The 23,731-nt window shown below is 66.0% G+C and carries 22 protein-coding genes and 1 pseudogene; 11 read left to right on the top strand and 12 right to left on the bottom strand.

From position 1 onward, the window contains the following. Positions 1–131: 131 nt before the first annotated feature. The 6 genes from IPK85_21355 to IPK85_21330 all read right to left on the bottom strand — a co-directional run bounded on the left by IPK85_21355 (position 132) and on the right by IPK85_21330 (position 5,152). Positions 132–425: a PIN domain-containing protein gene (locus IPK85_21355; GenBank protein MBK8249913.1), complete on the bottom strand. Its 294-nt coding sequence runs from the start codon at positions 423–425 to the stop codon at positions 132–134. After that, the gene (locus IPK85_21350) at positions 422–643 is read right to left on the bottom strand and encodes a ribbon-helix-helix protein, CopG family (GenBank protein MBK8249912.1); all 222 of its coding nucleotides are present in this window, start codon (positions 641–643) and stop codon (positions 422–424) included. The genes IPK85_21355 and IPK85_21350 overlap by 4 nt, the downstream gene beginning before the upstream one ends. Positions 644–898: 255 nt before the next feature. After that, a complete protein-coding gene (locus IPK85_21345; protein ID MBK8249911.1) occupies positions 899–1,408 on the bottom strand; it encodes a hypothetical protein in 510 nt (169 codons plus the stop codon). Further along, the gene (locus IPK85_21340; GenBank protein MBK8249910.1) at positions 1,409–3,058 is read right to left on the bottom strand and encodes a GMC family oxidoreductase; all 1,650 of its coding nucleotides are present in this window, start codon (positions 3,056–3,058) and stop codon (positions 1,409–1,411) included. Further along, complete coding sequence (locus IPK85_21335) at positions 3,055–3,618, bottom strand: gluconate 2-dehydrogenase subunit 3 family protein (protein ID MBK8249909.1); 564 nt, start codon at positions 3,616–3,618, stop codon at positions 3,055–3,057. Before IPK85_21335 ends, IPK85_21340 begins: the two co-directional genes overlap by 4 nt. A 55-nt stretch (positions 3,619–3,673) precedes the next feature. Further along, positions 3,674–5,152: an AarF/ABC1/UbiB kinase family protein gene (locus IPK85_21330; protein ID MBK8249908.1), complete on the bottom strand. Its 1,479-nt coding sequence runs from the start codon at positions 5,150–5,152 to the stop codon at positions 3,674–3,676. Between the two features lie 99 nt (positions 5,153–5,251). Between IPK85_21330 and IPK85_21325 the strand changes: the two genes are divergently transcribed. After that, positions 5,252–5,509: a hypothetical protein gene (locus IPK85_21325; GenBank protein ID MBK8249907.1), complete on the top strand. Its 258-nt coding sequence runs from the start codon at positions 5,252–5,254 to the stop codon at positions 5,507–5,509. Positions 5,510–6,405: 896 nt separating this feature from the next. Continuing rightward, entirely contained in the window at positions 6,406–7,362 is a 957-nt protein-coding gene (locus tag IPK85_21320; protein MBK8249906.1) for a nuclear transport factor 2 family protein, read from the top strand. 280 nt (positions 7,363–7,642) lie between these two features. Here IPK85_21320 and IPK85_21315 read toward each other — a convergent pair whose 3' ends face one another. The 3 genes from IPK85_21315 to IPK85_21305 all read right to left on the bottom strand — a co-directional run bounded on the left by IPK85_21315 (position 7,643) and on the right by IPK85_21305 (position 11,108). Then, positions 7,643–9,073, bottom strand: a complete 1,431-nt coding sequence (locus tag IPK85_21315) for a nucleotidyltransferase (GenBank protein MBK8249905.1) — start codon at positions 9,071–9,073, stop codon at positions 7,643–7,645. Next, positions 9,070–10,083, bottom strand: a complete 1,014-nt coding sequence (locus tag IPK85_21310) for a patatin-like phospholipase family protein (protein ID MBK8249904.1) — start codon at positions 10,081–10,083, stop codon at positions 9,070–9,072. The genes IPK85_21315 and IPK85_21310 overlap by 4 nt, the downstream gene beginning before the upstream one ends. Before the next feature lie 530 nt (positions 10,084–10,613). Next, the gene (locus tag IPK85_21305; GenBank protein ID MBK8249903.1) at positions 10,614–11,108 is read right to left on the bottom strand and encodes a hypothetical protein; all 495 of its coding nucleotides are present in this window, start codon (positions 11,106–11,108) and stop codon (positions 10,614–10,616) included. 529 nt (positions 11,109–11,637) lie between these two features. On the opposite strand from IPK85_21305, the pseudogene IPK85_21300 reads away from it, so the two are divergent. Continuing rightward, positions 11,638–12,764 (top strand): annotated as a pseudogene (locus tag IPK85_21300) (IS3 family transposase). On the opposite strand, the gene IPK85_21295 reads toward IPK85_21300, so the two are convergent. Continuing rightward, complete coding sequence (locus IPK85_21295) at positions 12,741–13,055, bottom strand: hypothetical protein (protein ID MBK8249902.1); 315 nt, start codon at positions 13,053–13,055, stop codon at positions 12,741–12,743. The pseudogene IPK85_21300 and the gene IPK85_21295 overlap by 24 nt on opposite strands. 536 nt (positions 13,056–13,591) lie before the next feature. Here IPK85_21295 and IPK85_21290 point away from each other — a divergent pair. Both IPK85_21290 and IPK85_21285 read left to right on the top strand, forming a co-directional pair. Beyond that, positions 13,592–15,196: a hypothetical protein gene (locus IPK85_21290; protein MBK8249901.1), complete on the top strand. Its 1,605-nt coding sequence runs from the start codon at positions 13,592–13,594 to the stop codon at positions 15,194–15,196. Between the two features lie 577 nt (positions 15,197–15,773). Beyond that, entirely contained in the window at positions 15,774–17,021 is a 1,248-nt protein-coding gene (locus IPK85_21285; GenBank protein ID MBK8249900.1) for a hypothetical protein, read from the top strand. On the opposite strand, the gene IPK85_21280 is transcribed toward IPK85_21285, so the two are convergent. Together IPK85_21280 and IPK85_21275 are read right to left on the bottom strand one after the other, a co-directional pair. Next, the gene (locus tag IPK85_21280; protein ID MBK8249899.1) at positions 16,933–17,391 is read right to left on the bottom strand and encodes a transposase family protein; all 459 of its coding nucleotides are present in this window, start codon (positions 17,389–17,391) and stop codon (positions 16,933–16,935) included. The genes IPK85_21285 and IPK85_21280 overlap by 89 nt on opposite strands. A 254-nt stretch (positions 17,392–17,645) precedes the next feature. After that, entirely contained in the window at positions 17,646–18,356 is a 711-nt protein-coding gene (locus IPK85_21275) for a hypothetical protein (protein ID MBK8249898.1), read from the bottom strand. Positions 18,357–19,289: 933 nt separating this feature from the next. Between IPK85_21275 and IPK85_21270 the strand changes: the two genes are divergently transcribed. The 6 genes from IPK85_21270 to IPK85_21245 all read left to right on the top strand — a co-directional run bounded on the left by IPK85_21270 (position 19,290) and on the right by IPK85_21245 (position 23,712). Then, positions 19,290–19,517 carry an AbrB/MazE/SpoVT family DNA-binding domain-containing protein gene (locus IPK85_21270; protein ID MBK8249897.1) on the top strand — a complete coding sequence of 76 codons (228 nt, stop codon included), beginning with the start codon at positions 19,290–19,292 and terminating at the stop codon, positions 19,515–19,517. A gap of 9 nt (positions 19,518–19,526) precedes the next feature. Continuing rightward, entirely contained in the window at positions 19,527–19,931 is a 405-nt protein-coding gene (locus tag IPK85_21265) for a type II toxin-antitoxin system death-on-curing family toxin (GenBank protein MBK8249896.1), read from the top strand. 296 nt (positions 19,932–20,227) lie between these two features. Beyond that, positions 20,228–20,659 (top strand): DUF433 domain-containing protein, encoded by a 432-nt coding sequence (locus tag IPK85_21260; GenBank protein ID MBK8249895.1) that lies wholly within the window; start codon positions 20,228–20,230, stop codon positions 20,657–20,659. Continuing rightward, positions 20,643–20,963 carry a DUF5615 family PIN-like protein gene (locus IPK85_21255; GenBank protein MBK8249894.1) on the top strand — a complete coding sequence of 107 codons (321 nt, stop codon included), beginning with the start codon at positions 20,643–20,645 and terminating at the stop codon, positions 20,961–20,963. The genes IPK85_21260 and IPK85_21255 overlap by 17 nt, the downstream gene beginning before the upstream one ends. 358 nt (positions 20,964–21,321) lie before the next feature. Beyond that, positions 21,322–21,510, top strand: coding sequence for a hypothetical protein (locus IPK85_21250; GenBank protein ID MBK8249893.1), 189 nt, complete (start codon positions 21,322–21,324; stop codon positions 21,508–21,510). Positions 21,511–22,410: 900 nt separating this feature from the next. After that, a complete protein-coding gene (locus IPK85_21245; GenBank protein MBK8249892.1) occupies positions 22,411–23,712 on the top strand; it encodes an amidohydrolase family protein in 1,302 nt (433 codons plus the stop codon). Positions 23,713–23,731 lie beyond the last annotated feature (19 nt).

Raw genomic sequence — 23,731 nt, 5'->3', positions numbered from 1 at the left:
GCTCGCTACTCGTCGTTGCGCGGACGCTTGGTGAGCAGTTCCCAGAAGGCCCGAGGCGCCACAATGGACAGCGGGGCCCGGGCAGCGACAGCCAGGAGGTCACCACCTCCGGTGACGAGCACTTCGGCGTTTCACGCAATCGCTTCGGCGAGCACATACTGGTCGGCCGGATCCCGGACCTGAATGGGACAGGGCGGTGCGTCGCCGACGACCTCGACCGCCTGCTCACGCAGAAGGCTGACAATCTCCTCCGCGCGGTGGGCGGGCAGGCGCAGCTTTTTGGTGAGCGTGCGTTGGACTTCCGTGAGCACGGTCTCCCCGAGGACCAACTGATGCTCGGCGAGCACGACCTGCAAGAGATCGGCGCAGAGGCCGCGGGTCGCGAACGCGGCGAAGACGACGTTGGTGTCGAGCGCGACCCTCACGAAAGGTCGCGGAAGACATCCTCGTCGGTGAGATACCCAGCGGCCTCAGCGAGCGGGAGCACCTGTCGCCGGAGCTCCTGGAACTGCGCGAGCGCGAGCTGCCGCCGGACGGCGTCGCGCACGAGGTCACTGCGCGAGCGTCCCGTGCACTTGGCCGCCCGGGCGAGCTGACGCGCGAGGTCCCGATCGAGGCGGATAGTGAGTGCGGCGGTCTTCATGTCATGCATTGTGACGCGCGGGGGGGCCTCCCAACAAGTGGCTGCACGCGGCGAACCCGTGGGGGCTCGCCGGCCGGCGCCGGGTCGCGGTAGGATCCGGGATGGGCTGGCTGGTTCGCATTTCAGATGGCTCGCATTCAGGCCAGGGTCGTTAGGCGTAACGATCACGCACCCCTGCCGCAGCCTCTCCGGTCACCCCGTAGAGGAGCCTCACACCACCGTACCGTGATACCGCGACGCTGCCTGCAGCGAACGTCAGGCGCGTATGGCCGGGACCAATGCGGCTTTGACGCTGGCCACGAAGCCGGCCGGATCGTCCACGCGCAATCCGATGACGCGTGCCGTGCGGTGCATCCCGAAGCCGAGTCGCACGCGCACGGCGTCGCGCAGCGTGACCAGGACGTTGGGATCGTCGAAGCCGCTGGCCTTCACGTACCCTCGCGTCAAATCCCCGGGCACGTCGCGCCAGCCGGCCGACGCGACCTCCGCAACGGACGCGAGCGGAACCGTGGCCGACAACAGCAGACCATGCTGCACGAGGATCGCGCCATCGCCGACCACAATCGGACGGCGCTCGATGGCCCGGTCGTGCCGCAGCAGGAACGACAGCACCAACACGTTCGTGAGCGCCAGGAACCCGTGCACAAACCACGGGGCCTCGCGCACCATGACGTGAATCACGGCGGCCTCGAGGACCAGCACCACCGACAGCCCCACAACGAGCCCGCGGTTCCGGGCGCCGTGCTGCGTGAACTCGCGCCGCATCTACACCTCGCCGCGCTTCGCGAACTCCGAGATCTTCTCCCCCGCACGGAAGGCCAGCGCCATGATCGTCATCGTCGGCTGCCCGCGACCGGAGGTCACCAGGCTCGACCCGTCGCAGATGAAGAGGTTCTTCACGTCGTGCGTGCGGTGGAACTTGTCGACCACGCTGGCCTTCGGGTCGTTCCCCATGCGCGCCGTGCCTAACAAGTGCGCCGTGCCGGATTGCACCCCGGGCGGGTTCCCCCATGTCCGCTTGGCGCCGGCCGCGTCGTGCAGCTCCTTCGACCGGTCCCACAGGTAACGCATGATCTTGATGTCGTCGGCGTGATCGGCGTAGGTCACGCGGATCGCCGGACGGCCGAAGGCGTCCTTGAGCTTCGGGTCGAGGGTGATGGAGTTCGTCTCGACCGGCAACGACGTCGTGTGCGAGAACAACTCCATGTTGCGGGTGAAGGCGTGTGCCAGCCACTTCTTGTAGTCAGCCCCCCAGCCACGCATTCCCTGCGGGGTATTGAGCGCAAACTGCACCGGCAACGCAGCATCAAAGCGGGAGTCGATCCCGCCGCCACCATAGAACCCACGCTTCGGGTCGCTGTCGTACCAGTCGAGCAGGAGGCGCGTCACCTCCACCGACTTGTACTCGTTGAGCGGATGTTCGTACTCCCCACGCAGCGTCGCACCACCGTTGAACATCAGGTACTTGCCGACGAGCCCGGAGGAGTTGGCCAACCCGTTGGGAAAGAGCTTGCTCGTGGCGGTGAGCAGCAGGCGCGGCGTTTCCGCACCGTTGCAGGCGAGGATCACCGCCTTCGCGCGCTGCCGCTGCTCCTTCTTGTCCTTGTCGAAGTAGACCACGCCGGTGGCGCGACCCTTCGCATCAAGCTCCACATCTCGCACCGCACAATTGGCGCGAATCTCGCACCGACCCGTACGCTCGGCCACGGGAATCATCGACGCCAGCGACGAACTCTTGGCCCCATACTCGCACCCATGCCCCATGCAGAAGCCGCAGTGCTGGCACGGGAGCCGACCATTGTGCTCACGCGACAGGATCGCCATCGGCGCGGGGAACGGCTTGTACCCCAGCTTCTTCGCGGCACGCTCGAGGAGCACCCCGGCCGACTTCACCGGAACCGGCGGCATCGGGTACGGCCGTGAACGGCGCGGCGACCCAGGCTCGGGAACGCCGGACACCCCGACCTCCCAATCCACCTTCGTATAGTAGGGCTCCAGCTCGTCGTAGGTGATCGGCCAATCGGCGAAGCCGGTGCCGCTGATTGCACCGAGCAGCGACCGCTCCTTGAAGTCGACCGGCCGAAAGCGCCAGAAGTTCGCGGTCATGTGCACCGAGCTGCCGCCCACCAGGGTCGCATACAGCAGGAAGCCCTGCCCCGTCTTCGCCTCCTCGGTCGGCTTCTGTCGCCACGTATACGGCGACTTGCTGTGCAGCTCACCGTTCATCCAGTACTTGATCTCGCCGTGTCCGAACTCCTTCTCGCCCAGGCGCGGCCCCTGCTCCAGGACCACAACCGAATGCCCGCGCGTGGACAACTCCTTCGCGAGAACACCGCCGGCCGCCCCGGACCCGACAATCACGAAATCGACAACATCAGTCGTGCGGTACTGCACCGCGCGCGGTTGATCGCTCATTTCGTCACCTGCGCGTCGTAGTAGCCAAACGGCGGCTTGTGCGGGCCATGCGCCCGGAAGTCGAGGAGCTTCCACCCGACCTCGTTGCGATTGCCGCCAAACGACGGCTCGCCGAACATCCCCATGAAGGTGAGGAACCGCAGCAGCCCGAATCCGTCTTGTCCATCATAGGCCACGAGGATGGCGTCCTGTTGGGCCTCGGTGAGCGCGGCGAACGACGCCCCACGACGCACCCGTCCGGCGCGCTGGTTGAGCTCCGTGAGCGCCTTGCGCAGGTCGCCGAGCGCGTCCTTCTGGAAGGTCGTGAGCGCCTGGTCGATGAAGAAGACGACCCCCGCCTCGCGGGCACCGGGGGTATCGGTCGTCGGCACAATGCGCGACGTGATCGCCTCCAGATCCCGCCCCTCGGCGGCACTCAAGACCTTGAAGGCCGGGCGGGGCTGCGCCGCGACGGCCGCGGCAGCGTGCGCGAGGGCGTCATCGACGAGGGCCCAGTCCGCGAGGGCGACGGCGGATCCGATCCCGGCGATGTGGCCGACGAAGGAACGTCGAGAAGTCACGAAATGGGGGGCTGGAGACGGCTGACGGCCGAAACTCGCTCCTTCCCCGGTCAGGTCAAGTGGCCGTGCCGGATTCGTCCCGTTTTGCGGCTGGGAGGAGGGCGACGCCGTTCCCATTGGCTGAGTGCGCTCCAATCCCGTTGCCGTTCGTCTCGCCCAGCCCGTTCCACCAGTCCACGAGTCGACGCGCGGTCCGCCCCAGCACGGCGCCGACAATCGTCGGATAGTCGATCGGCGACTTCCCGTCCGCGAGGTCGAGCGAGCGCATGATGTCGCCCCGCATCCGCACGGCGATCGGCGTGGCGAAGGTGATCGGGTTGAAGTGCGGATCGTAGCGTACGCCGAGCCCTTCGATGAGGGCGGCGGTGCGTGCGAAGTAGACCATCTCGCTCGTGAGGCGCACCGGCCAGTCGTACAGGCTGGCGATGACCTCCTGGGCCAGCATCTGGACGCGCTCCGCCATCGTGGACGGATCGTACGCGATCGACATCAAGCGGTCGGCGAGTCCCCGCAGTTGCTCGTTGGTCGTCGAGGCCTCGAGCAGGCCCAGGGACCGAAAGCCGTTCAGGATCCCGTCGGTATCTCGGCGAATCGCCGCGAAGATCGTCGTGACCAGGTCGGCCCGCATCTGCTTGGGCACGCGGATGACCATGCCGAAGTCGAGGATGACGATGCGTCCGTCCGGCGCGACCAGCACGTTCCCCGGGTGCGGGTCCGCGTGAAAGAAGCCGTCGACGAGCATCATCTTCAGGTACAGCTCCATCACCCCGCTCACCACCCCTCGCGGATCCTGCCGGGCCTCGCCCGGCCGCGCATCGATCCGATCGACGCGGCGCCCTTCGACATACTCGAGGACGAGGGTGCGGCGCCTGGTCAGCTCGTCGACGACCTCGGGTACAATGATTCGAGGGTTGCCGCGGAAGTTCGTGCGGATCTCGGTCGCGTTCGCCGCTTCGAGCACGAAGTCCATCTCTTCCCACACGCGCACCGCAAACTCCTCGATCACGATGCGCGCGTTGTGCACGTGCGGGTTGGGGAACCGCCGCTCGAACCAGCGGACCAGCGGGCCAAAGACCGCCAGGTCCTGCCGGACGAGTTCTTCCACTCCCGGCCGCAACACCTTGATGACGACCTCGCGCCCGCGATGTGTCGCGCGATGCACCTGGCCTAACGATGCGGCCGCCAGCGGCACGTCATCAAACCGGTCAAACAGCTCGTCCGCGCTCCGCCCATACGACTGGATGATCTCGCGCCGGATCGCCGCCACCGGGACCGGTGGGACCTGGTCCGTCAGGGTCGACAGGGCGCCGACATACGGCTCGGGGATCAGGTCCGACCGGGACGAAAAGACCTGCGCCATCTTCACGAACGACGGGCCGAGCCGGGCCAGCACGGCTACCACCCGGCGGGCCCGCGCCTCGTGAAAGGCCGCCGTCCGTTCGACCCCACTGCCCCACCAGATCCAGCGCCGCCAGTCCCGGATGAACGAGACGACGAGGGGCCCCAGGTACCAGACGATGACCAGCGCGCGCATGGACGAAACGTAGACGGCTGTGGGGGTGAAGGCGCCGTGTCGGCCGCCCCCACGACCAGGTGATACCCGTATCTTGGGGACGACCTCGCCCCCCGGATCATGACACTGCGGACCCCTGCCCTGTTGCTCGCCCTTGCCGTCGCCGCGGCCCGGCCGGCATTAGCCCAGGACGAGGCGGACCGGCGGTCTGCCGCAGAGATTCGTGCCCTCTTTGAACAATTCAACGCCGCGTGGGAGCGGCGTGATCCCACCTTTATCGACCGTTTCTACGCCCACGACGCGATTCGCCGTCGACCCGTCCACTGCCTGTCGGGTCCAGCATGGGCGGTCCTGCAGAGGCGCGGCACTGATCTGTAGGGTCGGAGTCCCTGCGGTCGGCTGCATTTCGCAGAGCGACGGAACGACCTATCCTATTGTCGCCGAGCCGCGCAGTGGACATGCGCTGGACCAGGCTCCCGCGGTGACAGCAGCGAGTCCGGCCGATCACGAGGGGAACGGATTCCCGCCGGCGCAGGACCCATGGGCACAGAGGCGCACTCCGTGCCACCCGGCACGCCAGATCCCTCCCACTCCATTCCGGCTAAGGCAAAGACAGAGGGTCGCCTCGACGCGCAGACGGCGACGGTACGAGGCAGGTCGCAGGGGCCTTGTGCGACCTCGTACTTCCCGTGAGGACCCTGAGAGCGCCGCCGCGCGCAGAAGTAGGGCGAGCTCGCCTCTAAACCCCCGATGAGAGCGCCTCCGGCGGCCCCGACGACGAGCACTGCAGCAGATTCGGAACCTGACGGTGCTTCACTGGAGAACACCGTCCAAGCCACAACCGAAGCAGCGCCGATTGCCAAACCTTGAATCGCACGCTTGACGATGAACCGCGCGCGCGATCCTTGGCACGGGCTCTGCTGGCTCCAGCGTCGGTCATCGCCCCACTCCTGTGCGCTGAGCCCTACGCGAGGAGCGAGCAAGAGCAACATCGCAGCCAAGCTACTCGTCAAGGCGCGGCGAGGCGCCCTAACAGGGCACAGAGCCGCCCTCCATGTAGCGCTCACCTCGCTAGCGCCCGGGCGCCTTCGGCGCCGCCACCATACACTGCTAAGGAGTCGACCACGCATGAGTATAGCATGTATCCCCTTGACCCACTCTGCTCTCCCCGCCGTGGATCCTTCCGGTAGACACGTCGAGGGACTGGAGGAGCGGAATACCGGGCAGGAGGTCCGCCCCCTCGTATCTTGGGGACGACCTCGCGCCCCCAAGTCATGACCCCCCGGAAGCTGGCCCTCGCCCTCGCCCTGTTCGCCGCACCGTCCCTGGCCGCCCAGGATGAAGCGAACCGGCGGTCTACCGCAGAGATTCGGGCCCTCTTTGAACAATTCAACGCCGCGTGGGAGCGGCGTGATCCCACCTTTATCGACCGTTTCTACGCCCACGACGCGACCGGGGTCTTCTTTTTCGAGCGCCGGCAGCTGCTCGGCTGGCCGCGGGTGGACACCCTCTATAGAAACATGTTCGCCAGCGCCTCCCGGGGCCGTGTCCGGTCGCTCTTCGACGTGCTCGACGTCGGCGCCCGCGGCAACCTCGGCTGGCTCGCCGCGAACTTCCGGCTGGAGGTGATCGAGGCCTCCGGCGACACGACCGTGGACGAAGGCAGGCAGTCGTTGGTCCTCGAGCGTCGCGATGGGCGGTGGGTGGTGGTCCACCGCCATACCTCGTTCCAGGCCCCGCCGGGTGCCCAGCGGCGCGTGCCGCTGCACGTCACCCCGGGGCCGTTGTGGTCGCCCGCCGACGACACCACTGGTGGACCGGACGCCAGGGAGATCCGGCGGCGGCGGGAGTCATCGAACGCCGCGATTGCGCGACACGACAGTGCGGGGTTTGCCCAGATCCTTGCCCCGGGCATCTCGGTGGTGACGTCGACGTCGGTGCATTCCCACGACCGAGACGCCTACGTCGCGTCCATGGTCGACAGGTTTCGCGCGCTCCCGGACGTGGTGTACCGCCGGACGCCGAGCGAGGTCGCGGTGTTCGCGCCCTGGCGGATGGCGAGCGAGCGGGGGACGTGGACGGGCTCCTGGACGGAGCCGGACGGGAAGGTGAGTGTCGGGGGGTCCTACTTCGCGAAGTGGCGCCAGCTCAACGGGGTGTGGTTCGTGGAGAGCGAGACGTACGTCCCGGAGCGGTGCAGGGGCAGCGCGTACTGCGGCCGCGTGCCTTGAGTCTAAACGTTGAAGCTCAGCTGCAAAGGCACCTCATAATGCGGCCGTAGGCCACCACTCCTCTCTCAGCTGCCGCGCTCGTTAGCGCAGACTGGCGCCACTGCGTCTGGCACGGCGCGGTATTGATGCTTCACCTCGTCGGAGTGTAGGTTACACGCCGTAAGCACGGCTCACAGAGGTGATCGAGTAGGGAAGTGGCCCACTGCCGCGGGGCGGCGTCACACATACGATTAGGTTGGCAACATCCGCCGGCAGTAGGACGCGAAGAGCCGGACGACGCCTAGCGCTTCTCGATCCGCACGCGCACCTCGCGCGACCGGGCTACGAGATCGCCGTCCTTCACGACGAACGCCTGCACGAGGTGAGTCCCGTTGTACCGCGTCGTCTCCGTTCGCGACTCGCCGCGAGGCGCACTACCGCGGTCGAATCCCCCTCGCATCTGGCCTGCTTCACGGGCCTCCGCGCCAGTGTTGGTGATCTGCCAGAAGATCTCATACGGCAGCGGCGCGTTCGTGCGCGCTTGAAACTCTAACGTCGTATTCTTCGGGGCGCGGGGAACAGCCAGGTAGCGCCATCGCCCGCCGCCGGAAGGCAGGGACGACCGCGCCGAGACGCTGCACTCATACCGCTCCATAATGGGCCATGGCGGTGTCTGGCGGTGCACGAGTGAGTCTACCTCGGGGATGCCACCGGGTAGGTGCGCGCTCGCGACAGACGTCGTTGCGAGCGCGCGGCGGCCGTGAAGGCTCTTCTCAAGAAGCAGCGCAGCGTCCCGATGCGACGAGGTACTGGCTAGTGCTTCCATGTCCTCGTACACCTTGTCCCTCCAGCGAAGGAAGGCGTCACGCAGCGCCGGCTTCTCATTCCACTTGTCTGCGAAGTTCTCCTTAACGTGTGCGGGGTTAGGGATCCACCACTGGCCGTCGCGATCATCGATGTGATCGCCCATCCCTTCGATGATCTGCACGAGTGCGCGCGAAAGGTCAGGCTCGCCGCCATATGCCCGACCGGCAAGGGTCGTGAGAATGATGGAGGCGGGTCGGCGCTCGAGGTCGCCGCTGAAGTGGACGTCGCGATGCCGCTTCAGTACCTGAACCGCGCGCTGCAGAGGCGTGCGAACGCCCCATTCGGGGACATCCTCGATGTCCACCTCGAGCGATTTGGCGAGAGCAGCACGCTCCTCACGCACGAAGGTGTGCATGCGCTCGTAGAACCAGCGCGAGTAACCCAGAGGGTTGCTGAACTGCCAGCGGACCAAGTCGGTGTCCGTAACCAGGATGCCAGTGTCCCGGTGCTCCGCGTCGGGGATGGTCGGCAAGACATCAAGATGGAATTTCTTCTCGTAGAAGATCGTCCAGCAGCGGCGGCGCTCCTTGAGCTTGCCCCAAGCATTAGGATCCTCACTGAGGCGCGCGCCGACCAACTCCTTGAGGTCGGCCTGCGTCGTCCTCTCCTTCTCAATCTTCAGCTGGCAGACGAGGTCGATGTCGAATTCGTCCTCATGCGTGATCGGCCGGATGGGCGTCCCAAGCCGGAACGAGCCTTGGGGGTACAAATCGAGCTTGTACTCGGCCAACGGTGAGTCCACCGCTCCGAGCCACCGTGCAATCCGGCCGTATTCGGCAACCGCCTCTTTGGACAGTTCTGACGGTAGGTCGAGCAACTGGATTTGGCGGTCGATCTCACGCGACGCTTCGCTCAGGAATATCACGCTGAGCCCTCCATGGTGGCAGGCACTGGAGGGTGGCACGGCGTGAAGACTGCCGCGCGATGCTTGAAGAACGCTTTGGCGACCGCCGGCGCCATATTACGGCTCTCATGCCGGGCCGCGGCGAGCATTGCATCGACCGATGTGACGTTGTCCAGCGTGACCGCGGCCGCTGCCTGTCGGGTGTTCACCCGAACGAATCGGTCGCCAAGCAGTGCGCCAGCCTGATTGGAGACACCGATGGAGGTCGCATCGAGGATCACGTCCGTCGCCGCACGGGCCCAGCCAAGCCTTCCGGCGCCGTCGAGTTTCTCACGAGGATCGTGGAACGCCCTAATCGTCCCTAGGCTTAGCATGTGTACCCTCTCTAGGGGCACGGCCAAATGCGGCTCGCCAACGACTTCAGCGATGGCGACCATGGCAGGGTTGTTGGCCCAAACGCCTCCATCAATCAGCCGCTCCTTGCCCGGAAGCTGGTGGGCCGGGAAGTAGGTCGGAGCGGCGGCAGTCGCCATCGCAACGTGCCAGGCTGGCAACCGGTGGTCTCGACGTAGGCGCTCCAGGTGGGCGGTCCTGAAGACGTAGACGTCGTTGCTCCCGATGTTGAACGCCGGGATCACGAGGCGCTTCAAGCTCTCGCCGAATACGCGTTCACCGAACTTCTTCTTCAGCGCGACTGCGAGCCGCGCCGGCGGATACTTCACGGCGACCCAGTGCATCTTATCTCGCCACCCGGCGCGGTTGGCAAAGATTTCGGGGCCGAGTTCTACGTAGAACTCGACCATCTCACGAGGCGTGTATCCCAACCCTAGCCCAAGCGCGAGAATACCGCCAGTCGACGTGCCCGCGATCAGATCGAAGCAGTCGATGACCTTTAGCGGCGCGAAGTCCTCCTCGAAGGCGGCGAGCATCGCGGCACTGAACACACCGCGGATGCCGCCACCGTCGAGACTCAAAACCTGGAACCGCGTGGGCTTCTCACGCTCAGTCTTCAGGCAGTTCGTCGAAAGCACCGGTCAATCTTGCTCCCGCCGACCGCCACGAGGTCGACGTGCGGTGAGACCTCACGGCTGGGCGCGGCCGTGACTGCCGTGCCCTCAACGGACAGCGTGGTTGCCCGGCTGCCGCTATGTCGAGTTTGCCAACGCTGGGTAAAGTGTATTCTTCGATCGTCACCCGTCATGAGCTGCCCCAGCTCCGGTCGCCGTATCGCCAGATCGAGCACCTCTTCGCCTCCGGTCCCACCCGACGGCGAAGAAGGCCCTCAGTCTCTGCGCAGCGCTCACTGGATCGGCGAGCGTGGCGCCCAAGATGAATGCCCTCGTGTTCCACGCATCGTCTGATTTGGGCGACGAGGAATCGCGTGGCGAGGCATGGCGAGAAACCTCATTTCTCGGCGTGCCTGCTTGTTTGCTACCCAACGACCGCGGCTCAACCGCAGCCGAAGGCATCGAGCCGACGCGCCGCGGACCAGCCTTTGACACTCGCTCAAGTCCGGGGACGGGTCGGTCAATACCAATCGGCTGTCGCATTCAGCCGGCTGTCAGGCGGCATTGCGTTTTCTGGTTTTTGTGCGCGGACTGGTCACCGTCGATGCTCGCGTGGACTGCCTGGACGGCGCAGTGGCTGGAGTCAACTTCGCGAAGAGACCCTCTAAGTCAAAGGCATTACTCCTCCCAATGCGGGCAATACGCCTGAGCATACCCTTTGTCTCCAAATCTTTCGCAACCTTCCGCACGTAGCTCTCCGTCTTTCCCATCCACGAGGCGATGCGCTTGTAGCTGGGGAACGGGGGCCGCTCATCCCACTTATGCGCCATGACGCAGATAACGAACAGCGCCTCGGCCGGCGTGAGAGAGTGCGGCTTCAATTGGGCCATACCCTCAAGGAAGACGACGGGCACGCCGACGAAACCCCGCGCAAGCATCGCTGGACTCCCCCCCCAGCGCGTCTGAACGTCGCTTCGCTTCGTTGCGGTTGCTGGCGCAGGCTCCGTGTCCACATTGTCGGGCGGTGCTTCGATAAGTTGCAGCTTCACCTTCCCTCCTTTGACGATGGTTGGCGGAGGACAGGGGAATCGAACCCAGGCCCCTCACGAGGCCCCCACAGCCGTCCAAGGACTGTCTGCGCACCAGCGCGTGGCTACCCTCCGGGGAGGAATGAACACGGGATGAAGGCGTACTTCAACACCTTGCGCGGGGGGCACTGGCTCTCCGTCGTAACTGGCTGACCTTGGCTTTCTCTCGCATCCTGACTCTTCTTCACCGCTACCGGGCGGGCGGGGCGGGGCCACAATGGTGACAGACTCCCCCCAGCATGGTGTGAGGGGGGGGCGATAGTAGATTGTTGCCCTTGGCCCATCGGACGGGTATCATCAGGTGCCGTCCAAGGCCGTCTGCGCGCAAGCGCGTGGCGTTGAAGCCGTCGCACCTCGGTGCGGCGGCTTCGCTTTTTGCCAGGTTCCGAGCGCATGCCCGGCCTCGACCGACTCTGTTCTGGCGTCCTCCCCGCCAGCGGGGCCAGGGATAGGTTGAGAGTCCTGATCCGCCAGACGGCGGCGAGGACCCATGAAGAAGTCCCGATTCACCGCCGAGCAGATCGTCGCGATCCTGCAGGAGGTCGCGGCGGGCAGCCCGGGGCGCCATGTGGCGCTAAAGCACGGCATCACGGAGACGACGTTGTACCGCTGGAAACGCGTGTACGGCGGGATGCGGACCGATGAGGCGAAACGCCTCCGGCAGCTCGAGGAGGAGAACCGGCGCCTCAAACGCATCGTCGCCGACCAGGCGATGGACATTGTCGCCCTGAAAGACGTGGCGGGGCGACGCTGGTGACGACCACACAACGGCGGCAGGTCGTCACCCATCTCCGGGCCGCCCACGGCTTCAGTGCCCGGCGCGCGTGTCGGCTGGTCGGGCTGACCCGCTCGCGATGGCAGGCGGTGCTCGAGCGGCCCCAACGCGATGCCCCGATCGTCGCCCGCCTGATCGCGCTGGCGACCGAGCGTCCGCGCTTTGGCTACGAGCGGTTGTACCTGCTGCTGCGCCGCGAGGGGCTCGTGGTGAACCACAAGCGGGTCCACCGCCTCTACAAAGCCGCGCAGCTGCACGTGCGGCCCGAGCGGCGGCGGAAGCGGGCGGCCGAGCCGCGCGTCGTCATGCCCCCGGCGACGCGCCGCAATGAGCGCTGGGGGATGGACTTCATTCACGACGAGTGCGTCAGCGGCCGGCGCTTTCGCTGCCTGACGATGGTGGATGAATGCACGCGCGAGCGCCCGACGATCATGGTGGACACGTCCCTCCGTGCCGGGCGGGTGATCGAGACCCTGGACCACCTGGCGGCGGCGCGCGGGCTGCCGCGGAGTCTGATCGTGGATCATGGACCGGAATTCGTCTCGCTGGCGCTGGATCTCTGGGCCTATCGACACGGCGTGCACCTGCATTTCATCCAACCCGGCAAGCCGACCCAGAACGCGTACATCGAGAGCTTCCACAGCCGGTTCCGGGACGAGTGTCTCTCGGCCCACTGGTTCGAATCCCTGCTCGATGCCCGCTTCTTGATCGAGCGGTGGCGGCAGGACTACAACGACGCCCGGCCCCACACCAGCCTGGGAGGTCTCACCCCCACCGAGCGAGCTAAGCAGCTCCACGACGAGGAACAGCACGGCGCATCACCCACCCGACTCTCGGCCTAACCTTGAGACCGGCCCCGATATGGGGTGGAGACCAGATCGGCCGTGGCGGCTCAGGCGGGCCAGCCGATTGAGGCCATGCCGCCGGAGGAAGCTCACGACGGTGGGCACCGCGAGCCGATAGTGCTGCGCGATGTGGAGCGAGCTCCAGCGCTTGTGGCGCGCGCACAGGATCTGCCGTCGGCGGCGGCGCGGCAGCTGGCGGGCCAGCCGATGCGGGCGCGACGAGCGGTCCCGCGTCGTCGCCGTGGTCCGGACGCGGTGCACCCACTTCCAGATCGTCCGGACGGACACGCCACAAGCCCTTGGCCGCGACGGTCGCCCGCTCCCCGGCGGCGACCCGGGCCGCCGCGCGGCCTCGTCCCGCGGGCGTTAACCGCGCATTCTTGTGAACGTTCGCTGAGTCCTCTGGCCGTTGCCGGTTGAGTGTCTCGACAACCCCAGCTTGCTCCGCTACGGTTCAGTGAGCAACCTCTTCATCATCTACACCTAGATCCGTTTCGCAGATAGCTGACCACTGCGCCGGTCGCGGTGGCTCACTCGCAGCTGCAGATTTCTGACGGCCAAAGTCCGTACGCCCTTACCGGATCCCCCTCGGTGCCAACCCCGCGGCAGCGCGCCTGTATGTCCCAACTCTCTCGCTTCCCGCACACGCGAGCCGTTGTTGCGCACGCGGTCGCTCTCGTGACGGCGCTCGAGCGTCGACCGCGCTTCCAGCGCAGCTCCCGACTCTTGTCCACCTCCGCAACGGATCTGCGCGCGGCAACGCGATCCTGCGACCGCGAGGCGATGACTGTTTTGCGCTTGCGCCCTTGCACGTTGTCGAGCCCATGCGCGCGTCGCTCGTGCTGACCAACGCCGACGGACTATCCTCTCCCGCATCTATTGAACTAGCCACGAACAGCGACCTCGCGGTGCTCAGGTTGCCCGGCACCACAAGATTCGAGTGTGGGCGCCCGTGGGAAATCGCTCCGCTTCTCGCGACGCTCACAGATCCGGCGATCACCGAAGTGACCGTCCATCACCGGACTAGCGACGGAGCCCTCCTCCAGCTTGCCGCACGGATTGACTCGCGTGACGCGCGACTGATGCGCATCCGCCCTCTGCAATCGGATCGTCCGCTGACTACCGGCATGAGTGGCAGCCTCGTCTCAGCGGGCGGCACACCTATGGCAATCCTGGACAGCGTCGACACGCGCACCGGCGCCGGCATTGCGCTTCGCATCGCCTACGCCGATGACATCGTGCGGTCATTCTTCGACGTCGAACGCGCCGCAGACGCCGATCGCGCCGCAGCAAGACTCGCGCAGCTTCGATTGCAAGTGAAGTTGGGGCAGGATCGCATCGAGCCAGTTTGCGGCTTGAACCATTGTCAGTTTTCGGTGGGCGAACAAGCGGCCGTGGTACGGGCCATCTCCTTCGGAGAGTCGCGCGACGACCTCGATCGCACCATAGACTTCTCTCGCTATAGGGAAACGATGGGCACGGCCGATGAGCCAACGCGCGATGTGCACTTTGTGCGAGCCGGGGCGGACTCGCTCTTCGTGCGGGTACGCCTCGACGACGGGACCCTCAGCGTCGTGTACGGCGTCGCCTTGTCGAAGATCGACGCAAGCTTGGACGTACCAGTTGGCGTTCGACTGACTCCCGCCGCCGTGTCACGGCGCGGAGGAGCGCGAACGCCGCCGCCCGCCTTCTACGAGCTTGGACGCAATGCACACAAGGATGTGCCTCAGTTCACGGTACGAATTGACCCGCCGCTAAATGCTGCGCTGCTCCATCTCGGATTCGACGACGATTTCGTCTCCGATTTGAGCGTCGAAGATTTGCCGCGTGAAGGGGTGAGCGTTCCTGCCGAAGCTCGGCGAGTTCGGGCCGCCTTCTCCTTCCCTGACGGGCGCACGACGGATACCACGACATACATCCTGCCACCGCGGGATTCTGTTGTTCGCGTCGCGAGCGCACTGGTAAAGCGCTACCACTCCCGGCGTCCTATGGGAGGACTCGAATGCTTGCGGATTCGAGCCAAGTGGCCGATGCCTGATCCACCCGATTCGATGCCTCGCCCCGAACGAATAGCGTATCAGGAGAGACGAAACGCTCTGCGCGCAAGTTTGACGGACGAAGGTCTGTGGGACGTGCAAAGTCCCGCCGTAGTGTGCCGGGCCGACATCGCCAGGTCGGGTCCCGTCGATTCCTACTCCTGGGCCGCTGTTCGTGAGGTGCACTTCGGAACGAAGGCGGACACGCTGAATACGGTCGTGGATACCGAATACTCCATCCTCGATCTCGTTGCCAACAAAGTCGTGAGGCCGGACTTCATTCGGGTCGCGTTTCCCACCGACACGCGCGGAGTCTTTGCTCGTATCGTATACGCGGATGGGACGTCCAGCCCTCTCCTTCGCCTCCCTGTGCGCGTCGTGGAGACACCATGATCACGAATCGCCTTCGCGAGAGCCTTCTTCTCGCTCTTAGCATTAGTGCTTCGCCGATGGCAGACAACGGACTGCGGGCGCAGCAAGACTCGGCGCCCGTGCTCACGGTTGAAGCGCGTCAGTTTCACGAGATTCTGCGCGGGCGCGTCCCCGTGGCTGGGCTTTCAATCCTCGGCGCCATGCTTGGCGATCCGACACGCACCATTTTGCTGCCGCGCCTGACGCTCCGCATCCCAAGAGGCACCGAGCAGTACCTGTGCGTGCTCTTGCGATCCGCCAGCGGAGAGTACGAAGCGTCGATTCGACGTCCGCTCGCGGGTGTCGCAGCCGGCACATACACACTTCCACTACCGACCTCGAAGGCCGACTTTCTGCGACAACAACGCGCAGCCGAAGTGGCGGTGTTGGCGTGGAGCAGTGCATCCTGCGAGGGAGAGCCCGATCAGAAGATCGCGCTCCTGAGCACCTCGTGGGAACCAGAGCGCGCGTGGAGTACGCTATGGCTCGTCGCGAATGTCCCGGACGGGAGTGCGAGAGTCCTGAAGCTTCGGCACGACGCAGATGGCGTACAGAGCGCATGCACAAACGCGCCGGTACGTGCGCCTACGATGTACAACACCATGTGCACGGTGATTCCGGAACGATTTCCAGCGCCAACCGAACTCCAAATAGTCCAACTGCAGGGCTTCACGCGCGCTGCGCCGATTCCTGTGACGGTTCGATGAGCCTTGGCGACGGCGTTCAAGTGCCGTCTCCGGGCGATCCCTCACAACTGGCCAGCGGTTTGGCGCCAGTCCCGGATTCGCCACCGGTGGAGGAACCTATTGACTCGAGTCGCGGCGCAGCTGGGACCACGGCCGATCCCGCGGTTACGCCAACCGCTCCCAACGTAGCGACGTCGGAAGACCGCGAGATGAGCTGGTGGTCGTTGCGCCGAGTTGTCGCCGTTACACTGCTCGGTACTGGCTTCGCCATCCTTGTCGTCTTCGCGCTCGTACGTATCAATCGCGACACCTCGTATCGTGTCGATGCCGTGACCGAGCGAATCGAGATGCGCTTCAAGTATGACACAACGGGTGCAACTACAACGATCCCTATTGCGCTGGATGGCGATAGCGTGATGATGGATGACTCTACCTTCTTGTTCAGCGGAACATTGACCGTCGTCGGCCGATCCAGCGTCGTAGCGACGCGGACCGGTACAGGGCCGCTGGATCTCGAAGTGTTGGCGGACACCGATGAGGTGGACATCGCCCGGCTCCGTGGAGTGGGAGCGCGCCAACTCATCGCGCATAAGCGTCTCTTCGTTAGGATCCGTTCGTCGCGCGACAGCGCACGCGTGATTCCCTTTCGCGCGAGATCGACGCTCGGGGCCTTCCCCACGGTCGGACAGCGCGCTCAGCTTCTCGAGGGCTCAGTGCAGTCTCTCGGACGGTACCTGCTGAGCAATACGCGGTTCGAGTCTGACGACGCTCGATTGCATCTGGCTGACGTTGGCTCCCTTCACCAAGGCGGTCGGTGCGACGAACCATCGCTCTCGGAGGAGGGATGGGGCGTACTGCGAGTCGGTGGAGATCCTGGCATGCATGTCGTGTTCGAAGCTCCTGGATCTCTTCTTCGCGTGCGCACCGGCAGTGGCACTACCTCCTGCTATCGTCCATCGTTCTGGTCGCGCGTGGTCGCCGATCCGTTCCTGCAGACACTTCTCATCGGCGCAGGGGTCGTCTACTCGGCATTCATCCAGGCGTGCCTGGCTGTGATGCTTCCCCTCGTGCTGAACATTTGGCGTCACCGCCACCTTCAACCCATTGCGCCATCAACTTGACGTAGCTTCGTCGTTTTTGGGATAGGGATTCGAACCAATGGGCCGAGAGACACTCGTCCCGGAACCGGCTGTGAAAGCTCTCGATGTACGCCTTCTGGGTCGGCTTTCCCGGTTGAATGGAATGCAGGTGCCCGCCGAGCCCATAGGCCCCGCGATCCAGCGCCATCGACACGAACTCCGGCCCATGATCCACGATCAGACTCCGCGGTAGCCCGCGCGCCGCCGCCAAGTGGTAAAGGGTCTCGATCACCCGCCCCGCACGGAGGGACGTGTCCACCAAGGTCGGCGGGCACTCGCGCGTGCATTCGTCCACCATCGTCAGGCAGCGGAAGCGGCGGCCGCTGACGCACTCGTCGTGAATGAAGTCCATGCCCCAGCGCTCATTGCCGTGCGTCGCCGGTGGCAAGATTACGCGCGGCTCGGCCGCCCGCTTCCGCCGCCGCTTGGGCCGCACGTCCGCCAGGCCCGGATCCCCTGTCGAGCGGAGAGGGTGCTCCCCCCATCCGGCTCGGCAGACGCGAACGCACGTTTCGCCACCCGGCGGCCGCGCGCCAGTGCTGCGAAGAGCGCCGAAACGCAGGGGCGTCGCACCGACCACCCCTGCGCCCGGCCTCCTAACCCACCCTACGCCGCCCGTGCCTGCCCCGCCGGCGCACCCTGCCCGTCACCCCCTCCCTCCTCCACCGACTCCCGCACCCGCACCGCCACGCGGCGGCGCAACGTCTTCCACTCCGCCAGCAACGCGAGGTCGCGCTCCAGCACCAGGTTCAGCACGCCGTCCAACAGGCCGACGATGAACCGCCCGCGGCGTGCCTCCACCCGGAGCGCCTCGACGGTTCCCGACGACTCGGCAAGGCGGCGAATGCGTGCCTCATGCAGGGTCGTGAGCGCGTCGAGGAGCCCGGTCAGCTGCTCCGCGTAGTCAGCCCGGAGCCCGGCCTTGGTAAAGGCGGCCGCCTGTTCGCGTGCCGCCGCGGCGACGGCCCGGGCCGCCGCCACCTGGGCGACGTGGTCCTGCTTTCGCCGCACCCGCAGGATGGCCGTCAACGTGTCGTCGGTCCCGGCGATGGATCGCGTCAGCCGACGGACCGGGGTGAGAAACTCCACCTCGAGGCGGCGCCGCATCTCCTGGTACGACGCGGTCTGCGACTGCCGGCCACCGCGCGTGCTCTCCCGCAGCTCCGCGAGCGTGGTCATGCGGGTGCTCACCGCGGCGAGCGCGTCCCGGTTGGCCTTCACGTCGGCCGACGACGATTCGACGGGGTGTCGATCCAGAAAATCCACCAAGGGTCGGAAGCCATCAAAGGCGCGCTTGTTGTTCGCATTCATGGTCATGATCGTGTCCTCGTATGGTCGTGTGTGTGCCCAGGCCCGATGTTGGGCCTGGGGTCCGGCACCTCACACCTGCCGGTCGCCGCGAACGACCGCCCAACCCGACACGGCGCGTCCGCCGCATCGTTCACCGCCCTCGGGCCGAGCACGCTCGCGAGACGCGCACGACCGAAGGCGACTGCCAGGAAAGGCGAATCTCCCCTCCCTTTACCTCTAGCAGGATTTCTCAGCTCCACCGCAAGCCCCCCCGCGCACATGTCCACTCGTGGAGACACCGCGCGGTCACTTCGCCGAGCGACTAGCGGGGGAGAGCGGCCGGATCGTGCGCGCGACTCGAGCCCCCTGACCTATATGCTGGGACGTGTCGGCAAAACGCGTCTTCCGAGTTTTCGGGAACGCGGCGCCGATGCGTTCAACCGCGCGGGGCGATTCGTGGAGCGCGGGTCAGATGCGCGGCTACCGGGGGCTGACCATGCGGACCGCCCGGGCGCGATGGTGGACCTGGGTCCGGCACTTCGCGCCTGCCGGTCGCCGCGAACGACCGAAGGCGACTGCCAGGAACGCGAATCTCCGTTCCCTTTTCCTTTGCAGGATTTCTCAGCTCCATCGCAAGCCCCAGCGGCGGAGCAGCCGTCAGATTTCGTCGAGAGTGAGCCCCCTACTTGTTCTGACGCGGACTCAGTTCCATCGCAAGTCCCCCGCGCACATGTCCCCTCCCGGAGACACGGCGCGGTCGCTACGCCGAGTGACTAGCGCGCGCTGGCAGCTAGTATTGTGACCGCGTGCCGTGGGCGGGGGGCGGGGGCGGGGGCGGGGCACGCAAAAAGGGCGCCGGTAACAGCTAGCGTTTGTCAGGTGGTTCCCTTCGCGGCCCGGTCCCACGAGGATGCCTCCGTCCACTTGCGAGGCGTAGCACCGCCGTGCTACCGTTCGAGCATGGTCCGCCCCATCAAGCTCCGCCAGGTCGGTGGTTCCGTCGGCGCCACCCTCCCTAAAGACATGGCCGCGCGCCTCCACCTGAGCGTGGGGGATTCCGTGCTGGCCGTCGAGACCGAGAACGGGATCCTGCTGACCCCGTACGACCCGGTCATCGAGGAAGGCTTGGCAATCGCCGCCGCCGCCGCCAAGAAGTACCGGCACGCGCTGCGCGAACTCGCGAAGTAGCGGCAGGTAGTGAAGGAACCGCAATGGGTGCCACGGCTCGTCGTTGAGGCGATCCACCTCGACCAGTTGCGAACCCACGGCGGGCTCCCTGGGCTCCGAGACGAGGGCGGCTTGGAGAGCGCCCTGGCGCGGGCGCGAAACAAGCTCGCTTACCTCGATAAGGTCGATCATGCGCTCCTGGCCGCCGCCTACGCGTTCGGCCTCGCGCGCAACCACCCGTTCAACGATGGCAACAAGCGGGTGGCCTTCCTTGTGGCCGTCGTCTACCTCGGCCTCAACGGCTGGGAGTTCGACGCACCGGACGAGACCGTGATCGCTCAAATGGTCGCCTTGGCCGACGGCCGACTCACGGAAGCCCGATTGGCGACGTGGTTCCGCTCGGGCATGCGTCGACGCCCCCCTGGAGCGGCCTGACGCACTCTCACCCAGATGGGGTGGAAGGCGCTGTCGAATGGGAAGCTGCTCGCCACTGCAGCGGAACGGTTCGACGTGTCGGTGACCATGGCCGAACCCACCAACGCACCGACTGCCTCAATTGCGGGCGCGAATGCCTCCAGGAACGTAAGGCCGCCGCCGGGTTCCCTACGCTCAAGCGGGATTTCTCAGCTCCATCGCAAGCCCCGACGCGGAGCAACCGTCAGATGTCGTCGAGAGTGAGCCCCCTACTTGTTCTGACGTGGACTCAGTTCCATCGCAAGTCTCCCGCGCACATGTCCCCTCCCGGAGACACGGCGCGGTCACTTCGCCGTGTGACTACCGGGGAGAACGACGGGCGCGTGAGCACGACTCAAGCCCCCCGTGGCCAGGTACCTCAGCGCGGGGCGGGGGCGTCCTGCCGCGGCGTCCAATCGGGGGCCTGCGCCTGTTGCCTGGGGCGTTCGCGGCGATATCGTTCCTCATCCCTGCAGGAGCGACCGGTGCCGCAGACATCCGCGGTAGTTCACAGTGATCCTGAAATTCTCGGGGGAACGCCGGTGTTCGTGGGCACCCGGGTCCCGGTCGATGTCCTGTTCGAGTACCTCGAGGCGGGAGACGCTCTGGATGTGTTTCTCGACCAGTTTCCCTCGGTGACCCATGAGCAGGCGGTTGCTGCCATAGAACTCGGACGAGCTGCCGTGGTGGCCGGTGCGCGTTCTGCTTGACGAGCAGGTGCCGCGGGGGTTGGCCGCCTTGCTGACGGGCCACGAGGTGCGCACTCTCACCCAGATGGGGTGGAAGGGGCTGTCGAATGGGAAGCTGCTCGCCACTGCAGCGGAACGGTTCGACGTGTTGGTGACCATGGACAAGCGCATGCCGGTCGATCGGGATGTGTCGGCACACGCGATTGGGGTGGTGCTGGTGCGGGCGATGAGCAATCGGGTGGAGGCCCTGACCCCACTGGTTCCACACATTCTGGAGGCGGTGTCACGCGTGCGCGCCGGCGAGGTCGTCCAAGTCGGTGCCTAGCAGTTGCGCGCGGGGGGGCGGCTCAGCTCTTTCTTGGAGCGCGGGCCGATACGCGGCTACCGGGCTGACCAAGCGAACCGCCCAGGCACGATGGTGGACCTGGGTCCGGCACTTCTCGCCTGCCGGTCGCCGCGAACGACCCAACGCGACTGCCAGGGAACGCGAAACTCCGTTCCCTACCCTCTAGCAGGATTTCTCAGCTCCACCGCAAGCCCCCACGCGGAGCAGATGTCAGATTTTGTCGAGAGTGAGCCCCCTACTTGTTCTGACGCGGACTCAGTTCCATCGCAAGCCCCCCGCGCGCACGGGTGACCGGACCGGGGCTTGTCCGACTCGACGGCGCGGTAATACTACAAGTATGAAGACGGTGTCAACGAAGCGCATCACGGTCGTAGACGTCAGAACGGTCAAGTCGCTGACTGGCCGTGAGGCCGCCCGCACTGGCCTGGATCGCATCAAGCACCTGCTCCTGCATTTCGACGAGCCGCCGAAATTCGCTCCCCTGGGCAGCGACGCGGATCAAGAACTCGCGGACTCTCGGGCGTGACTGTAACTGGTCTTGACGAACATGCAGAACCCCGGCGTTGCACGGGAAACCTGTCCAAGTACACGGCGCGCTTCGAGGCGCGGCAGAACCATGTGCTGCGGCCCGCGACGGTCACTCCGCCGACCGACTAGCGGGGGAGAACGATCGGAGCGTGCGCGCGACTCGAGCCCCCCTGACCTACATGCTGGGACGAGTTGCCAAAACGCGTCCTGCGACATTCAGGAACGCGGCGCCAACGCCTTAAACGGCACGAAATGTTGCACGCACGCCTCAGCACACGACCGACACGCGTGGCAACGTTCGCGATTCGCCTACGCACACGAGCATTTCCGCCCGCAACCGTGATCACACGCGTGCGCACAGCGCCAACTCCGGTGTCGCAGCTCACCGCGCGCGCCGCAACCCTGACGGTTCCGCCCGCACCACGACGACGTCGTGTGCGACGATCACCGCGGCCGGCCAGCACACGAGCAATTCCGGGGTCGCCCGTCGCAATCCCCGGCAGCACATCGGCGGGACGCCCCGACACACGCGTGGCGCGCCAGGTGATGTTGGCAAGTCGCCCCAACACAGCACCAACTCCAGCCGATAACGGAGCGGCCCGCACCGACACCTTCGTCGCGCCGGCCGCATCTGGACCAATTCCGCTCTCACCGGCAGCACATCGTCACGACACAGCGCCACTCCAGGTGGGCGTGATCGCGGCTCGAGTGGACACGCGAGCATTTCCGCCCGACACAGCACCAACTCCGGCTGCACATCCCATGGCGCAGCGATCCAATGTGGCGCCTTCGCTACATACGACCTCCCAAACACGGGACACGGCCCCCAGCAAACACGACGCGGTCACGGCGCGAGCCGCGCGTTAAGTTCCGCCTTCACCCACCTCACGCGACCCCAATGACGAGACGTCTGCGCGCCATCGCGGCAGCCACGGCTGCGCTGCTGCTCTCGCCCAGCCTCCCGGCCCAGGTCACCACCATCGACAACGTCACCATTGTCGATGTCGCAACCGGCAGGCTCCAGCCGCGCCGGACGATCGTCATCGAGGGGACGCGCATCCTGCGCATCGACAACGCCACCACCGCCACGCGCGCCGCCGCCACGATCGACGGCACCGGGATGTTTGTCATCCCCGGGCTGTGGGACATGCACATCCACGCGTACTTCACCAACGACACGTCGCGCTTTCGCAGCACCAACGAGATCATGCTGCCGCTGTTCATCGTGAATGGCGTCACCGGCGTGCGCGATCTCGGCAGCAACCTCGCCGCCTCGCGCTCCGCCCGCGACAGCATTACGGCGCACACCCTCATTGGGCCGCGGATGCTGATCTCCGGCCCGATGCTCGATGGTCCCACGACGCGCTACGAGGCCGCGATCAAGGTCGCGACCGCCGACGAGGCACGTGCCGCGGTGCGCCAGCTCAAGGAAGGCGGGGTCGACCTCATCAAGACGCAAACGCTGATCCCCCGCGAGGCGTACTTCGCACTGGCCGACGAAGCCAAACGACTCGGCATTCCTTTCGAAGGGCACGTCCCGAGCGCGATGACTGCATTCGAGGCAATCACCGCAGGTCAACGCAGCTTTGAGCACCTCATCGGCGTCGCCGACACCAACACGACGCTTATCGCCGAGCTGGCGCGACAACGCGTGTGGCAATGTCCCACGGTGACCAACAGCGTCGGGACGGCTGCCACCTTCACCGCGGACCCCGGCCTGGCCTACTGGCTCCGCCCATACGTCGAATCCTGGCGCAAGACCGCCGTGGAACGACTGTCGGCCACGGACTCCGCCAAGCGCGCCACCGAGGCGCGCATCACGCGACGTCTCGCACAGATCGGGGCGATGCACAAACGCGGCATCCCCTTCCTCGCCGGCACCGACGCGCCAGCGGGGTACGACCTCGTCCCCGGAGTGAGCCTCCACCGGGAGCTGGAGCTGTTCGTCCGCGCGGGGATGACACCGCTGCAGGCCCTGCAGACCGCAACACTCAACCCGGCGACCTACTTCGGCCGCACTGCCGACTGGGGCACCGTGGCCCCCGGCAAGGTCGCCGACCTCGTGCTCCTTTCGGCCAACCCGCTCGCCAACATCTCGAACACGCGGAGCGTGAAGGCTGTCGTGGCGGATGGTCGCGTCTACTCACCGCAGGAGCTCGACGGCCTGCGCTTGCGCATTTTGGAGTTGGTCAACAAGTAGGCCGCCCGAGACGGACGGC

Source organism: Gemmatimonadota bacterium (assembly GCA_016712265.1).
Classification (GTDB): Bacteria; Gemmatimonadota; Gemmatimonadetes; order Gemmatimonadales; family Gemmatimonadaceae; genus RBC101.
Note: the sequence above shows the minus strand (reverse complement) of the source record. Positions and strands in the feature narration are given on the sequence as shown.

What these genes read in the sequence shown, in the direction of transcription:
- IPK85_21250 (MBK8249893.1), top strand. Translation starts at nt 21,322, where the DNA reads ATGAAGACGGTGTCAACGAAGCGCATCACGGTCGTAGACGTCAGAACG.
- IPK85_21330 (MBK8249908.1), bottom strand. Translation starts at nt 5,152, where the DNA reads ATGCGCGCGCTGGTCATCGTCTGGTACCTGGGGCCCCTCGTCGTCTCG.
- IPK85_21290 (MBK8249901.1), top strand. Translation starts at nt 13,592, where the DNA reads ATGCGCGCGTCGCTCGTGCTGACCAACGCCGACGGACTATCCTCTCCC.
- IPK85_21260 (MBK8249895.1), top strand. Translation starts at nt 20,228, where the DNA reads ATGTCCCCTCCCGGAGACACGGCGCGGTCACTTCGCCGTGTGACTACC.
- IPK85_21285 (MBK8249900.1), top strand. Translation starts at nt 15,774, where the DNA reads ATGCACAAACGCGCCGGTACGTGCGCCTACGATGTACAACACCATGTG.
- IPK85_21340 (MBK8249910.1), bottom strand. Translation starts at nt 3,058, where the DNA reads ATGAGCGATCAACCGCGCGCGGTGCAGTACCGCACGACTGATGTTGTC.
- IPK85_21345 (MBK8249911.1), bottom strand. Translation starts at nt 1,408, where the DNA reads ATGCGGCGCGAGTTCACGCAGCACGGCGCCCGGAACCGCGGGCTCGTT.
- IPK85_21325 (MBK8249907.1), top strand. Translation starts at nt 5,252, where the DNA reads ATGACACTGCGGACCCCTGCCCTGTTGCTCGCCCTTGCCGTCGCCGCG.
- IPK85_21245 (MBK8249892.1), top strand. Translation starts at nt 22,411, where the DNA reads ATGACGAGACGTCTGCGCGCCATCGCGGCAGCCACGGCTGCGCTGCTG.
- IPK85_21280 (MBK8249899.1), bottom strand. Translation starts at nt 17,391, where the DNA reads ATGGACTTCATTCACGACGAGTGCGTCAGCGGCCGCCGCTTCCGCTGC.
- IPK85_21350 (MBK8249912.1), bottom strand. Translation starts at nt 643, where the DNA reads ATGAAGACCGCCGCACTCACTATCCGCCTCGATCGGGACCTCGCGCGT.
- IPK85_21270 (MBK8249897.1), top strand. Translation starts at nt 19,290, where the DNA reads ATGGTCCGCCCCATCAAGCTCCGCCAGGTCGGTGGTTCCGTCGGCGCC.
- IPK85_21320 (MBK8249906.1), top strand. Translation starts at nt 6,406, where the DNA reads ATGACCCCCCGGAAGCTGGCCCTCGCCCTCGCCCTGTTCGCCGCACCG.
- IPK85_21275 (MBK8249898.1), bottom strand. Translation starts at nt 18,356, where the DNA reads ATGACCATGAATGCGAACAACAAGCGCGCCTTTGATGGCTTCCGACCC.